Origin of the sequence: Enterobacter sp. S-33 (assembly GCF_028735835.1) — a bacterium.
In the GTDB taxonomy this organism is placed as follows: domain Bacteria; phylum Pseudomonadota; class Gammaproteobacteria; order Enterobacterales; family Enterobacteriaceae; genus Enterobacter; species Enterobacter vonholyi.
This window is the reverse complement of sequence record NZ_CP117838.1, coordinates 2,907,419-2,921,826: the sequence shown is the minus strand read 5'-3', so window position 1 is coordinate 2,921,826 and position 14,408 is coordinate 2,907,419. Positions and strand designations below refer to the sequence as shown.

The following is a 14,408-nucleotide window of genomic DNA, read 5'->3' as shown; positions in this document are numbered from 1 at the left end:
GCTCGGATAAACCTTATCAATAGTAAAGTTAATTGTGCTATTGCCGATATTTTGTAGTTAGAAAAAAGTTTTATGTGTTAGGTTATATTCACCATAATAATGATTATCTTTTCAGAGGCTTCATTTAGTAGGTATGAAGGATTCAGACTTTTTCAACTGGCGACGGGACTGCTCACTCCGGTTTCAGCAATTGACGAGTACCGATGAGGTATATCAGGAGCTAGAGCGGCAAACTCAGGCGCTGGAATTCGATTATTACGCGCTCTGCGTGCGGCATCCCGTGCCCTTTACGCGCCCTAAAATCTCTTTGCAGACTACTTATCCAAAGCCGTGGATGGCGCAATATCATTCCGCGAACTATTTCGCTATCGATCCGGTTTTAAAAGCAGAAAATTTCATCCAGGGTCATCTACCCTGGACAGACGCATTATTTGCCGAGGCGCAGGAATTATGGCATAGCGCCCAGGACCACGGTTTACGCGCGGGAATAACGCAGTGCCTGATGCTGCCTAACCACGCGCTTGGCTTCCTGTCAGTATCTCGTACGAGTCTTAAGGAAGGGCCATTTGCCCGTGAGGAAATAGAACTGCGGTTGCAAATGCTGGTGCAAATGGCTTTAACGTCTCTGACGCGTTTTGAAGATGAGATGGTCATGCCGCCAGAAATGAAATTCAGTAAACGCGAGCGCGAAATTCTGAAATGGACTGCGGAAGGGAAGACGTCAGCGGAAATAGCGATCATTCTCTCTATCTCAGAGAATACCGTTAACTTCCATCAGAAAAATATGCAGAAGAAATTCAATGCGCCTAACAAAACCCAGATTGCGTGTTACGCGGCGGCAACGGGGCTGATCTGACAGGATAATACGTTCTGCGTGACAGACGAGGGAACGGCTGAATGCACTGCATCCAGCCGTTTTTTGTTACTGGCGGTAGGCTTGTTTGATTTGCTTAACGGTGTTAGCAAATACCGCAGATTCAGCCTGGTCTTCCATCTCCGCGATTTGTTTTTCCATTTTAATGATCACACGACCGGCATCAGCCTGGCCCATCGCCTGCAGCATCAACGTTAGCAATGCTTTCAGGCAGTTTACTTCCTGTGCCAGTTCCTGGTTATTCTCCGCAGTGGCAAATTCAGGTGTGCTCATTTATTTTCCTCATTATTAAACGGCGCTTAAGCGCGACGACGAAAGTCAAGGCGGCGGAGTATACCACAAGCTGAAGCAAAAAATGCAGTGGTTGTTTTTTGTACTTTTACGTGGAGGTTTAATTGCGTAAACAGAACGTACCGGTAAACTTAACCGCCGTTAAAGGCTATTAATTGTTTATGCCCGGTTCGCTTGCCGTTAATTATTGTTACAAAAATTTGAGATCTGTTTTTTTGCAGGAAAAGCCTGCAAGTTTTTTGTAACTTTTTGAATACAGATGCTTAAAAAAAGCTGCAAAAGCCCTGACTGCATGGTCTCTCTTTCCACGGACTGTACAGCCTAATTTCCAAAAACGAGAGCAAAATCGAATAGCCGGTTTTTTAACGTTTTAATCTTGTGAGGAAAACCGTTAATATAAACCAAATTATCACTCAGTAGCGTTATCCCTATTCTGGAGACATTTCCTTTGATCAACGTCCTTCTTGTTGATGACCACGAACTGGTGCGCGCAGGGATACGACGCATTCTTGAAGATATTAAAGGTATTAAAGTTGCCGGTGAGGCGTGCTGTGGCGAAGATGCGGTAAAATGGTGCCGCACAAACTCGGCAGATGTGGTACTGATGGATATGAACATGCCCGGTATCGGTGGTCTTGAAGCAACACGCAAAATCGCGCGTACTTTTGTTGATACAAAAGTCATCATGCTGACCGTGCATACCGAAAACCCACTGCCCGCGAAAGTGATGCAGGCGGGCGCAGCGGGCTATCTGAGCAAAGGAGCGGCGCCGCAGGAAGTCGTCAATGCGATCCGTTCCGTGTATGCAGGACAGCGTTACATTGCTTCCGACATCGCACAGCAGATGGCCCTGAGCCAGATCGAGCCCGAGAAAACCGAATCACCGTTTGCCAGTTTGTCCGAGCGTGAATTGCAGATTATGCTGATGATCACTAAAGGTCAGAAGGTGAATGAGATCTCGGAACAGCTGAATCTCAGCCCGAAAACGGTGAACAGCTATCGTTACCGAATGTTCAGTAAACTGAACATTCATGGTGATGTGGAACTGACGCATCTGGCCATCCGGCATGGTTTGTGTAATGCGGAGACGTTGTTAAGTCAGTGAGTGATGTGTTCGATTCAAAAACATTTCTGAAAACCGTAACCAGCCAGCCTGGCGTCTATCGCATGTATGACGCTGGCGGTACGGTTATCTACGTGGGGAAGGCAAAAGATCTTAAAAAACGTCTCTCCAGCTATTTTCGCAGCAACCTGGCCTCCCGTAAGACCGAAGCGCTGGTCTCACTCATTCAGAATATTGATGTCACCGTCACGCACACGGAGACAGAAGCGCTGCTGTTAGAGCACAACTATATTAAGCTCTACCAGCCGCGCTATAACGTCCTGTTGCGTGATGATAAATCCTACCCGTTTATTTTTCTGAGCGGCGACACCCATCCGCGCCTCGCTATGCACCGCGGTGCGAAACACGCGAAGGGCGAATATTTCGGGCCGTTCCCTAACGGCTATGCCGTGCGTGAAACGCTGGCGCTGCTGCAAAAAATCTTCCCAATCCGCCAGTGTGAAAACAGCGTTTACCGTAACCGCTCGCGCCCGTGCCTTCAGTACCAGATTGGTCGCTGCCTGGGGCCGTGTGTAGCCGGGCTGGTGAGTGAAGAGGAGTATGCTCAGCAGGTGGAGTATGTGCGCCTGTTCTTAGCAGGAAAAGACGATCAGGTCTTAACGCAGCTTATCGCGCGGATGGAAAAAGCCAGTGCCGCACTCGAGTTCGAAGAGGCCGCACGGATCCGCGACCAAATCCAGGCGGTGCGCAGAGTCACTGAGAAACAGTTTGTCTCGAATACCGGTGACGATCTCGACGTTATCGGCGTAGCCTTTGACGCCGGGATGGCCTGCGTGCACGTGCTGTTTATTCGCCAGGGCAAAGTGCTCGGCAGCCGCAGCTATTTTCCGAAAGTGCCTGGCGGTACCGAACTGGGTGAAGTGGTGGAAACCTTTGTCGGCCAGTTCTATCTGCAGGGGAGCCAGATGCGCACGCTGCCTTCTGAGATCCTGCTCGATTTTAATCTTGACGATAAAACCCTGCTGGGCGAGTCGCTCTCTGAGCTGGCGGGGCGTCGGGTCAATGTACAAACCAAACCGCGCGGCGATCGTGCGCGTTATCTGAAGCTGGCACGCACCAACGCGGCGACGGCGCTCACCACTAAGCTGTCGCAGCAGTCGACGGTGCACCAGCGTTTAACGGCCCTGGCAACGCTGCTGAAGCTGCCGGAAGTGAAACGGATGGAGTGTTTCGACATCAGCCATACGATGGGGGAACAGACGGTGGCCTCCTGCGTGGTGTTCGATGCTAACGGCCCGCTGCGCGCCGAGTATCGTCGCTATAACATCACCGGCATCACGCCGGGCGATGACTATGCGGCGATGAATCAGGTGCTGCGTCGTCGCTATGGTAAAGCCATTGAGGAGAGCAAAATCCCGGATGTGATCCTGATTGACGGTGGGAAAGGGCAGCTCGGGCAGGCGAAAGAGGTATTTGAATCGCTTGATGTCAGCTGGGATAAAAAACATCCGCTGCTGCTGGGTGTCGCAAAAGGGGCCGATCGTAAGGCCGGGCTGGAGACACTGTTCTTCGAGCCGGAAGGTGAGGGCTTCAGCCTGCCGCCGGATTCGCCGGCGCTTCACGTCATCCAGCATATTCGCGATGAATCACACGATCATGCCATCAGCGGTCACCGCAAAAAACGGGCGAAGGTGAAAAATACCAGTAGCCTGGAAACGATTGAAGGCGTGGGGCCAAAACGTCGCCAGACGCTGCTGAAATATATGGGCGGATTGCAAGGATTACTCAACGCCAGCATGGAGGAAATTGCAAAAGTGCCGGGTATTTCGCAAGGGCTGGCAGAAAAGATCTACTACTCGTTGAAACATTGAGGGCTCTGTAGCAACATAGAGCTAAATTTTACTGACAACAAATAGTTACCGTCACTATGCAATATAATATCCCTACGTTGCTCACTCTTTTTCGTGTTGTACTCATCCCGTTCTTTGTGCTGGCGTTTTACCTGCCGGTTGTCTGGGCACCCTTTGCGTGCGCATTGATCTTCCTTATCGCAGCGGTAACAGACTGGTTTGATGGCTATCTGGCGCGCCGCTGGAATCAAAGCACCCGTTTCGGCGCCTTCCTCGATCCGGTGGCGGATAAAGTGATGGTCGCGATTGCCATGGTGCTGGTGGCCGAGCACTATCATACCTGGTGGGTGACGCTGCCTGCGGCAACCATGATTGGCCGTGAGATTATTATCTCTGCGCTTCGCGAGTGGATGGCGGAGCTGGGAAAACGCAGCAGCGTGGCGGTCTCGTGGATTGGTAAAGTGAAAACGACGGCGCAGATGGCGGCGCTGGTCTGGATGCTCTGGCGTCCGAACGCCTGGGTTGAGTGGGCGGGAATTGGCCTGCTGTGGGTAGCGGCAGTGCTGACGCTGTGGTCAATGCTGCAATATTTGAACGCTGCCCGAGGGGATTTGCTTGATCAGTGATCGTTTCGCCGTAATTTTCAGCAAACGATCCGGGGATGCAAAAAATAACGTTGACTCATAACGTCATATCAGTAGAATGCAACGCATCGAACGGCGGCACAGTCAGCCGGACGATAATGAAATCAAGTGGTTAGACATTTACTTGATGACATGCGGGAATAGCTCAGTTGGTAGAGCACGACCTTGCCAAGGTCGGGGTCGCGAGTTCGAGTCTCGTTTCCCGCTCCAGATTAAAGACATGCGCAGTAGCGGGTGTCAGTTTGAAAAGTTTTACGGCGCGTTAGCAAAGCGGTTATGTAGCGGATTGCAAATCCGTCTAGTCCGGTTCGACTCCGGAACGCGCCTCCACTTTCTTCCCTGGCCGGATGGTGGAATCGGTAGACACAAGGGATTTAAAATCCCTCGGCGTTCGCGCTGTGTGGGTTCAAGTCCCACTCCGGCTACCATGGGAAACAAAGAATAATCAAAGCAATAAGCAGTGTCGTGAAACCACCGAAAGGTGGTTTTTTTGTGCCTATCTTTCGCCATTCAACTTCGCCACAACAAGAGGGCACTACTGCCCAGCGACCACCACTTAAATGTGGACCACGCGAAAAGTTGCGGTTGATTTCATCCTATTTGATGCCTTTCCGTCATTCTATTATGACAGGAAGACGTTAAGCCTAAGTCTTTAACATCAAGCCCACCAATCGGTGGGTTTTTGATGGAGTATGAGCAATTGAGGTCTTCAACGTTCGTCAAAAACCTTGAGTATCGCGATTCGGTATATAAAGTAACCAAGGACAATGAGAGCACCAGACGCTGCACCCCAGATAAAACGGGATTCGTCTTTTGAAAATGAAAAGAAATAAATACAGGACAATAGGCCCGCAGAAGCAATTCCCATCCCCAACCCGCGCAGAATTCTGGATGCTATTAATTTGATAATGTCCTGAGTGTTCATAATCCACCAAAAAAGTATTTACATACTTCGTTAAATTCATGCTTGTTTACATCTGCTACGCTGCATGCGTCAAGAAAAGGTTTCAATTTTTCTTCAACAAGAAAATACAGAAGATCTAAATCACCCATACTCTTAAGTCGGTAGTAGAGTACAGGGTTCTGGTTTTCAAGCTTTCTAGCCGTATAGATAGCTCTCGATGTTTCTGCACCAATCGTGAGAGCGCTTCCGATGACCACGCCAGCGGCGAACGAGGTCATAATGCGTGACGATACGGCAGCGCCTAGTTTTACTCCGGTTAACTCAGCGAATATGAATTTACCAGCCATTACGCCAGTAAAATTTTGTGCAATGCCCTGAATATTATCAATGTTCACTTTTGACATGAACTCTCTGATAACGGCGTTAACTATTTTTTGAGCTTCCTGATTAACCGATATTCCTCGTTTGAGCATGTTCGCCATCCTCACACGATCATCAAAATTAGCGTGGCGATGAGCTGTGTCTATAAAGTCATAACCGAGGTAATACATGCTAACCGGAAAAGAGAGCATTCCCTGCGCTACAGAAACCAGGAAGCCGGAATCGCCAGCATCAAGGCTCTTCAGCATCCTTTTTGCCAGGGATTTCGCGCTGTCCATTCCTAACCTTCCTTATGGTTTTTGTTTGTGTAACATACAGAATGATAATGAGGATACTACGAAAAAGAAAAATCAAAGCCCCACCGAAGTTGAGGGGGATTGTAGTGTTACACTTTTGTCGAAGCGTCGACACCACGTAGACGCTGCTTTTGAAGCAGCCATTCAAACGCTTCACCTTCCGCTTGATTGTAAGAAAAACTTAATTTAGTTCTCCAAAAATAGTGGTAGCAGAAGTGCAACCATCACCAGTGATTACCCTATAAGAGAGTCATACGTATCATAAACTTATGATACGTATGACTCTCTTATAGTTTTTAAAACCCCTCGGCGTTCGCGCTGTGTGGGTTCAAGTCCCACTCCGGTTACCATGGGAAACAAAGAATAATCAAAGCAATAAGCAGTGTCGTGAAACCACCGAAAGGTGGTTTTTTGTGCCACTGGCTTAGCGCGAAGTGATCATATCTCATCATCATCCCGATCCTGCTGTGCCCGAGAATTTGCTGCCATACCAGAACGGTAAGCCTAACTTTCTAATATCAAGCCCGGAAAGCAGGGCGATTTTCAGATAACCTGCAACCAATCTTAAACAAACATTTCACTCGTCAGACACAGGTTGCCGCCGCTGATAAACTGGTTGGTATCCACCCCGGAGAGCGGAAGGTTATTGTCATGCAATATGAAGAACAGCAGCTTATCAACGGCCTTTTCGAGCGTCTTAAACAGGCCGGACAACAAAATAGCCAACGGGATGCAGATGCGGAGCGTCAGATCGCTGAATTCGTCAGACAGCAGCCTGCGGCCCCCTACTATATGGCGCAATCGATTTTGATTCAGGAAGCGGCGTTGAAACGCCTGCAGTCCAGGGTTCAGGAGCTGGAAAGCGAATTAGCCGCGCAAAAAAGCAAACCCTCGACGGGCGGCAGTTTCCTCGGCGGCCTGTTTGGTGGCGGGAAAAGTAACCCGCAGCCTGAAAACAGCTGGAATGCCCAGCCGCAACAGCCGCCGGCGCAGGATTACTCTCGGGCGCCAGCGCCGGCTACTCGCGGCGGCGGTTTTATGGCTGGCGCGCTTCAGACAGCCGCTGGCGTGGCCGGTGGCATCGCGCTTGCTGAGATGCTTACCAGCATGTTCCATCAGTCGCGGCCGGAAGAGATAGTGAACATCATCGAAGAACCGACAATACCCGTCGGTGGTGAACCGTTTGTCGGTAATCAATACGGCGACTTCAATAACGTCTCTGACACCCGTTTCCTCAACCAGAACGATCCGCTCGGCAATAATAACGACGCCTGGCAGAACGACGATGCTGATGACGACTACAGCAATGACGACGACAGTTTTATTTAACGACGTTATCGTGAAACCACCGAAATGAAGTGAACCCCGAAAGTTGGACATCCAACGATTAGGGGTTTTGCGTTTCCGGGTCAAAAGAATCCTTCGACGCTACCCCTGAAGGCTCATAAATTAGATTCGTTTTACTACTTTCCTTACTAGCAAACCTGTAAGAATTGCCGGAAGCAATCTAAATAAAGAGGCGATATCGACTAAGGTATCCTCCAGTTCTTCTATTCCTTATGTGCCGAAATGGTCCATCACTGTATAAGCGCATTCGGCAGGTATCAAATCACACCCCGCCCAAATACGCCTTCCTCACCTCCTGATTCCCCAGCAGCTCCTCGCCGCTGCCGGTCAACCTGATCTGTCCGTTTACCATCACATACCCGCGGTCAGAGAGCTTCAACGCGTGATGCGCATTCTGCTCCACCAGAAAGATAGTCATGCCGTTACGGGCCAGCTCGCGCAGAGTCTGGAAGATCTGTTTCACCACAATCGGCGCCAGACCGAGGCTCGGTTCATCCAGCAGCAGCAGCTTCGGACGGCTCATCAGCGCCCGGGCGATCGCCAGCATCTGCTGTTCGCCACCGGACATGGTCATCGCGCGCTGCTTGCGCCGCTCTTTCAGGCGGGGGAAAAGGTCAAACATGGTTTGCATATCTTCAGCCGCAAACTGGCTGCCGATGGGGATGGTCCCCATCAGCAGATTCTCTTCAACGGTCATATCCGGAAAAATTCGTCTGCCTTCCGGCGCCTGCGCAATGCCGCCGGACGCGACGTAGTGGGTGGATTTATGGCTGATATCTTCACCGCCGAAAAGGATCTGCCCGCTGCGAATACGCGGCTGGCCAAAGATGGACATCAGCAATGTCGATTTTCCCGCGCCGTTTGCGCCAATCAGCGCCACGGTTTCCCCCTTATTCACCTCAAGGGAGACCTGCTTCAGCGCCTGAATGACGCCGTAAAACACATCCACCTCGCGAAATGCCAGCAGCGGTTCGCTCATAGGGAGACCTCGCTTTCGTCCGTGCCCAGATAGGCGGCAATGACCTTTTCATCATGCTGGATCTGTTCAGGTTTTCCTCTGGCAATCACATCGCCGTGGTCGAGCACGATAATGTCGTCCGAAATCTCCATCACCATCCCCATATCATGCTCAATCAGCAATACCGTGATGTCATGATGATCCCGCAGAAAGCGAATAATGCTGCTCAGCTTATGCGTTTCAACCGGGTTCAGTCCGGCTGCGGGTTCATCCAGACAGATCATTTCCGGCCCGGTACACATTGCCCGCGCGATTTCCAGTCGCCGCTGCTGGCCGTAGGACATCTCTCCCGCCAGGCGATTGGCGTACTCCACCAGATCTACCACTTCCAGCCAGTAGAAGGCTCTGTCCAGGGCGTCGCTTTCTGCCCGCCGGTAGGACGGCGTATTCAGGATCCCGGCAAGCAGATTGCGGTTAACGCGCATATGCTGCGCCACCAGCAGGTTTTCCACGACCGACATCTCGCGAAAAAGACGGATATTTTGAAACGTGCGCGCCAGCCCGGCACGGTTGACCAGGTGGGTTCCGCCGAACATTTTGTAGAAAAGACGCTGCCCGAGCTGCGCGGGGTTAATCCAGTCGCCGGGCTGGAATTTTTGCCCGAGGACCTGAATGACGTTGGTCGTTTTATGGCGGGTATTAAATAAAATGTTGCCGCCGGAGGCTCTGTAGAAGCCCGTCAGGCAGTTAAACACGGTGGTTTTTCCCGCCCCGTTTGGCCCAATCAGGGCGGTAATGGAGCCACGCTGCACGTCCAGGTTGACGTCGTTTAGCGCTTTAATCCCGCCGAAGTGCATCATCAGATGTTCAACGCGTAGTATCGTTCCGTTCATGGTGCGACGCCCTTACGCACGGCAAACCCGCTGCGGTTGATGCGGATCAAACCGCGTGGACGCCAGATCATCATCACCACCATCAGCATGCCAAACAGCAGGACGCGGTACTCGGCAAAACTGCGCAGCAGTTCCGGCGTTACCGTGAGCACAAAGGCGGCCAGCACCACGCCAAGCGTAGAGCCCATACCGCCCAGCACCACAATGGCGAGGATCAGTGCCGATTCAAAGAAGGTAAACGAGGTAGGATTCACGAACCCCTGATAGGTGGCGAAGAACACCCCGGCAATGCCCGCGGTCGACGCGCCCAGCGTAAAGGCGGAAAGCTTAACCAGAACATGATTCAGCCCCATTGAGCGGCAGGCAATTTCGTCTTCACGCAGCGCTTCCCACGCCCGACCAATCGGCATTCGCGTCAGGCGGTGCTTAATGTAGAGCACCAGCATCACCACCAGGAACAGCACCGCGTAGATAAAAATAAACTTCATGTTCGGGTTGTAGGTCAGGTGGAAAAATTCGTGGAAGGGCACGCCGCCTTCTTTCGCGCGTCGTCCAAATTCCAGGCCGAAAAAAGTGGGGGGAGGGGCCGACACGCCGTTGGGTCCGCCGGTGAAGGTCAGCCAGTTGTTCAGTATCAGGCGAATAATCTCCCCAAACCCGAGGGTGACGATGGCCAGATAGTCACCGTGCATGCGCAGTACCGGGAAACCGAGCAGGGCGCCTGCGGCGGCGGCCATGATCGCCGCCAGCGGCAGCATGCTCCAGAAGCCTAAGCCGAGATACTGGTACCCCAGCGCCAGACCGTACGCCCCAATCGCGTAGAACGCGACATATCCCAGATCCAGCAGACCGGCCAGACCCACGACGATGTTCAGCCCCAGACCGAGAAGCACGTAGATCAGCCCGAGAATGGCGACGGTCAGCACATATTTAGTGGCAACAAACGGAAAGCAAATCGCAAGAGCAATCACCAGAGGAATAATCCAGCGCATGCGGCTTTTGTATTCCGGTGGACGGACATATACGCCTGCGCTATCGGCTTCGAAGCGTGCCTGGAAACGGGCGCCCGCGGCGGTACCTAAAAAGGCGCTCAACAGAAAACGTCCGAGCATTACGGTGCCAACCATCCAGGCCAGGCGCTGCCCGGCGAAGGTAAAGCTGTACCCGTCCAGCACCACGCCCGCAATGGGACCGAAGATAATCAGCGCAATCAGCCCGGAAAAAATCGCGTCCAGCATGCAGCGTTTAAGTGAAAAGCCGTGTGATGTCATCATTCTCTCCTTCACACCTTGGCCACAACCGGGCGCCCGAGCAGTCCCTGGGGACGGAAAATAAGGATCATGACCAGCAGGCCGAACGAGAAGACGTCTTTATAGTCCGAGTTCACCATGCCCGAGAACTGGGCTTCCGCCACGCCCAGGATAAGGCCACCGAGCATGGCGCCAGGGAGGGAGCCGATGCCGCCGAGTACCGCCGCCGTAAAGGCTTTAATGCCGATCACGAACCCGACGTAGAAATCAAAGGTGCCGTAGTTCATGGTGATCAGTACCCCCGCCAGGCCCGCCATCGCCGCGCCGATAACAAAGACAAGCGAAATAATCCGGTCGGTGTTAATCCCCAGAATGGAGGCCATCTTACGATCCTGCTGGACCGCGCGGCACATTCGCCCCAGCCGGGTACGATTGATTATCCAGGTGAGCACCAGCATGCCGGCAAACGAGGCCAACAGAATAAACACTTTGGTGTAGGTTATCTGCACGAACCCGTCGCCCAGATGCAGGCGAATCACGCCGTCCAGCATGGTCGGCACCCCTTGCTGGCGCGGGCCCTGGCTCAGCTGCGCGTAGTTTTGCAGGATAAGCGACATCCCGATGGCGGAGATCAGCGGCGCCAGGCGCGTGGAGTTACGCAGCGGCTTGTAGGCGATACGCTCGATGGTCCAGCCGTACACCCCGGTGACCACAATTGTGAACACCAGCGTCCCGAGGATCAGCAGCGGGAAGGACTGCAGTCCGAAGAACGAGAGCAGCGCCAGGCCAATGGCGCAGAGATAGGCGGAAATCATATACACTTCGCCGTGGGCGAAATTAATCATGCCGATAATGCCGTACACCATGGTATAGCCGATGGCGATCAGGCCGTAGACGGAACCCAGCGTTAAGCCATTGATTAACTGTTGCAGGAAGAATGTACTCATCTTAGCGCGCTCGTTTTATAGGCCGCGCGAGACGCGCAGCCTGATGTTTATTACGCGCCGACGGGCAGGCCCGCCGACGTTGAGCGTGACTCCGTCCCGTTACTGCACTTCCTTATATTTTCCTTTGTCGTCCCACTGGTAAACCACGTAGTCAGAGACCTTCAGGTCGCCTTTGCTGTCCCAGGCTTTTTTGCCCATCACCGTGTCGACGGAATTGGCCTTTAGCCACTCGCTGGCTTTGGCAGAGTCCTTGCCGCCGGTGGCCTTGAAGGCCGCGGCAATGGCCTGTACGGAGGCATAGGAGTAAAGGGTGTAACCTTCCGGCTCGAATTTACCGGCGCGGAATTTCTCTATAACCGCTTTGCCGTCCGGGATCAGGCGCGGGTCTTTACCGAAGGTCATGTAAATGCCGTTGGTGTACTGTGGGCCGCCCGCCGCGGTCACCATCTCCTCGTTGACGATACAGTCACCGGAGAAGAATTTCGCCTGCACGCCCTGTTCACGCATCTGGCGAACCAGCGGACCGGCTTCCGGGTGACAGCCACCGAAGAATACGACGTCCGGTTTTTGCGCGCCGATCTTGGTGACCAGCGCGTTAAAGTCTTTTTCACCGCGGGATAACCCTTCGTACATCACATCCTGAACCCCGCGTTTCGCCAGCGCCGCTTTGGTGGCGTCAGCCAGACCCTGACCATAGGTGTCTTTGTCGTGAATAATCACCACGCGCTTGGCTTTCAGCTTGTCGATGATGAAGTCGCTGGCAACCTGGCCCTGCTGGTCGTCGCGGCCGCACATGCGGAACATGTCGCTCATACCGCGTTCGGTAATCAGCGGGTTAGTGGAGCCGGGGGTAATCGCAATAATACCTGCGTCGCTATACACCTCGGAGGCGGGCATGGTGGAAGAGGAGCAGAAATGGCCGACCACGGCGTTGACTTTATCCTGGTCAACTAAACGGTTAGCGACGGCCACGGCCTGCTTGGGCTCGCAGGCATCATCCCCCTGAACCAGTTTGATCTTCTCGCCATTAATGCCGCCTGCGGCATTAATGTCTTCAGCGGCCTGCGTTGCGCCGTGCCAGTACTGATCGCCATAGGTGGCATTCGGACCCGTGAACGGCCCGGCCACGCCAATCACAATATCTGCCCGGGCGGAAAACGCCGTCACCAGGCAACCGGCCAACACAAGAGAAAGAGGAGTTCTGATAAATTTCAGCGACATTATTATGTTCCTTAGCAAAGAGGTTTTTGCACCACGGCGTAAACCCGAACGCCCGACGGCGCAGCCAATCCGAAACACGAGCAAGAACAAAATGCACTAAACGAACAAGATACAGACGGCATCCTGCATATTACGGCGAGATTTCCCTGCGCAGAGACGCGCGAAGAACGTTAAGCAAAAACGTTGCCAGAATGGTTAACCCATTGACGGGCATGTGACATGTTTGAGTATAGAGCGCCGCGTTATGCCGCCTTAGGGGAGGAGAAGAAATTACAGCGGAGATCACATATCGTTAACAATAAAGCCCATAAGTTGTGCAAAGGTCACGGTTTGCACGTTTTTGCAGCAATAAAGACCTAAACTTCAGCCCGGAGAGGGGTGAGATATGTGTTAGGATCGTTTCCTTTTTTGCAGGAGTATCAGCGATGACTGAAGGCCCATTGAATGAAAGCGAAATGGCGTGGCTTGAAGAGACGTTAATGTCTTACGGTCATGATGACGCGTCCGTGATTGACGTGTCCGAACTGGACGGCATGCTTACCGCAGTGCTTTCCGGTCCTGTTGTCGTTGAGCCAGATGCCTGGCTGGTGGCGGTTTGGGGTGGCGAGAAGTACATTCCGCGCTGGAAAAACGATCGTGAGATGAACCGTTTTATCGATCTCTGCTTTAAGCACATGAACGATATTGCCGAGCGTCTGAGCGAATACCCGGATCAGTTCGAACCGATGTTTGGCTATAACGACGTGGACGGCGAGAGCTATACCGTAGTGGAAGAGTGGTGCTATGGCTACATGCGCGGCGTGGCGCTGACGGACTGGTCTGCCTTGCCGGAAGCCCTGAAGGCCGATCTTAATGTGATTGCGCTGCACGGGGCGGAAGAGAACAGCGAAAAGCTGGATGAACTGTCCGATGAAGAATATATCGCCAGCATCGAGAGCATCCAGCCTGCGGCGCTGCGCCTGTATAATTACTGGGTAAACAACCCGCAGCAGCCGGAAGCGAAGAAGCCGATTGTGAACGGCACGAAAGTCGGGCGTAACGATCCGTGTCCTTGCGGCAGCGGGAAGAAGTTTAAGAGCTGCTGTTTGCACTGATCAATTTTTTATTAACTTAGGTGGATTTGTTTCGTTCACCTCCAGTCAGTAGAAAATAATACGATCTTTACCTGTGAACGAGATAAGGGGGCCACCGCGGCCCCCTTATCGATCCCCGCGGAAAATCGGTGCTTCGCACTGCGCTCACCTCACGACCGTCTGCCAGCGGTCGGCTCAACTCGACATCCTGTCTCGCTTCGCCTCTGGCCGCCATCCATGGCGTCCAGCCCTTGTCCCCCGGTCTCCGGTTCGCCGATTTTAGCGGGGATGCAACACCCGTGCCCCATGCAGACGATGAAGAAGGTGGAGGGAGCGGGAGTCCGGCTAAAATCGCCGAATCGTTTCCTGGAGGCCGGGGCGACGCGCACGGATGCGCGGCGAGGGCGGCTTTACAG

At 52.9% G+C, this 14,408-nt stretch carries 14 protein-coding genes and 3 tRNA genes; 9 read left to right on the top strand and 8 right to left on the bottom strand.

What is annotated here, in order from left to right; all coding sequences use genetic code 11:
- The first annotated feature begins 133 nt into the window (after positions 1-133).
- Positions 134-856 (top strand): transcriptional regulator SdiA, encoded by a 723-nt coding sequence (gene sdiA, locus PUP35_RS13890; RefSeq protein WP_127731506.1) that lies wholly within the window; start codon positions 134-136, stop codon positions 854-856.
- A gap of 66 nt (positions 857-922) precedes the next feature.
- Here the strand turns inward: sdiA and PUP35_RS13885 are convergent, their stop codons facing one another.
- Together PUP35_RS13885 and PUP35_RS22025 are read right to left on the bottom strand one after the other, a co-directional pair.
- Positions 923-1,147, bottom strand: coding sequence for a DUF2594 family protein (locus PUP35_RS13885; RefSeq protein WP_008500345.1), 225 nt, complete (start codon positions 1,145-1,147; stop codon positions 923-925).
- Positions 1,134-1,214, bottom strand: coding sequence for a hypothetical protein (locus PUP35_RS22025; protein ID WP_432442649.1), 81 nt, complete (start codon positions 1,212-1,214; stop codon positions 1,134-1,136). The genes PUP35_RS13885 and PUP35_RS22025 overlap by 14 nt, the downstream gene beginning before the upstream one ends.
- A gap of 399 nt (positions 1,215-1,613) precedes the next feature.
- Here PUP35_RS22025 and uvrY point away from each other — a divergent pair, with 399 nt between their 5' ends.
- The 6 genes from uvrY to PUP35_RS13855 all read left to right on the top strand — a co-directional run bounded on the left by uvrY (position 1,614) and on the right by PUP35_RS13855 (position 5,150).
- Positions 1,614-2,270 carry a UvrY/SirA/GacA family response regulator transcription factor gene (uvrY, locus tag PUP35_RS13880; RefSeq protein ID WP_111964857.1) on the top strand — a complete coding sequence of 219 codons (657 nt, stop codon included), beginning with the start codon at positions 1,614-1,616 and terminating at the stop codon, positions 2,268-2,270.
- Positions 2,267-4,099, top strand: coding sequence for an excinuclease ABC subunit UvrC (gene uvrC / locus PUP35_RS13875; RefSeq protein WP_274240266.1), 1,833 nt, complete (start codon positions 2,267-2,269; stop codon positions 4,097-4,099). The genes uvrY and uvrC overlap by 4 nt, the downstream gene beginning before the upstream one ends.
- Before the next feature lie 56 nt (positions 4,100-4,155).
- Positions 4,156-4,704, top strand: coding sequence for a CDP-diacylglycerol--glycerol-3-phosphate 3-phosphatidyltransferase (gene pgsA, locus PUP35_RS13870; RefSeq protein WP_008500348.1), 549 nt, complete (start codon positions 4,156-4,158; stop codon positions 4,702-4,704).
- 152 nt (positions 4,705-4,856) lie between these two features.
- Positions 4,857-4,932, top strand: a tRNA-Gly gene (locus PUP35_RS13865).
- A 46-nt stretch (positions 4,933-4,978) separates the two neighbouring features.
- Positions 4,979-5,052 (top strand) — tRNA-Cys (locus PUP35_RS13860).
- Between the two features lie 11 nt (positions 5,053-5,063).
- Positions 5,064-5,150 (top strand) — tRNA-Leu (locus PUP35_RS13855).
- A gap of 493 nt (positions 5,151-5,643) precedes the next feature.
- Here the strand turns inward: PUP35_RS13855 and PUP35_RS13850 are convergent.
- Entirely contained in the window at positions 5,644-6,285 is a 642-nt protein-coding gene (locus PUP35_RS13850) for a hypothetical protein (protein WP_271369404.1), read from the bottom strand.
- 669 nt (positions 6,286-6,954) lie between these two features.
- Here PUP35_RS13850 and PUP35_RS13845 point away from each other — a divergent pair.
- Positions 6,955-7,632: a DUF2076 domain-containing protein gene (locus PUP35_RS13845; protein WP_274240262.1), complete on the top strand. Its 678-nt coding sequence runs from the start codon at positions 6,955-6,957 to the stop codon at positions 7,630-7,632.
- A gap of 280 nt (positions 7,633-7,912) precedes the next feature.
- Here PUP35_RS13845 and PUP35_RS13840 read toward each other — a convergent pair whose 3' ends face one another.
- From PUP35_RS13840 to PUP35_RS13820, 5 genes are all read right to left on the bottom strand, one after another.
- Entirely contained in the window at positions 7,913-8,629 is a 717-nt protein-coding gene (locus tag PUP35_RS13840; protein ID WP_111964853.1) for an ABC transporter ATP-binding protein, read from the bottom strand.
- A complete protein-coding gene (locus tag PUP35_RS13835) occupies positions 8,626-9,501 on the bottom strand; it encodes an ATP-binding cassette domain-containing protein (protein WP_133294714.1) in 876 nt (291 codons plus the stop codon). Before PUP35_RS13835 ends, PUP35_RS13840 begins: the two co-directional genes overlap by 4 nt.
- Positions 9,498-10,772 (bottom strand): high-affinity branched-chain amino acid ABC transporter permease LivM, encoded by a 1,275-nt coding sequence (gene livM / locus PUP35_RS13830; protein WP_133295441.1) that lies wholly within the window; start codon positions 10,770-10,772, stop codon positions 9,498-9,500. The genes PUP35_RS13835 and livM overlap by 4 nt, the downstream gene beginning before the upstream one ends.
- A gap of 11 nt (positions 10,773-10,783) precedes the next feature.
- Entirely contained in the window at positions 10,784-11,698 is a 915-nt protein-coding gene (locus PUP35_RS13825) for an ABC transporter permease subunit (protein ID WP_115875715.1), read from the bottom strand.
- A 99-nt stretch (positions 11,699-11,797) separates the two neighbouring features.
- Positions 11,798-12,919 carry a branched-chain amino acid ABC transporter substrate-binding protein gene (locus tag PUP35_RS13820; RefSeq protein ID WP_023312277.1) on the bottom strand — a complete coding sequence of 374 codons (1,122 nt, stop codon included), beginning with the start codon at positions 12,917-12,919 and terminating at the stop codon, positions 11,798-11,800.
- A 425-nt stretch (positions 12,920-13,344) separates the two neighbouring features.
- On the opposite strand from PUP35_RS13820, the gene PUP35_RS13815 reads away from it, so the two are divergent.
- The gene (locus tag PUP35_RS13815; RefSeq protein WP_274240257.1) at positions 13,345-14,013 is read left to right on the top strand and encodes a YecA/YgfB family protein; all 669 of its coding nucleotides are present in this window, start codon (positions 13,345-13,347) and stop codon (positions 14,011-14,013) included.
- Positions 14,014-14,408: the final 395 nt, after the last annotated feature.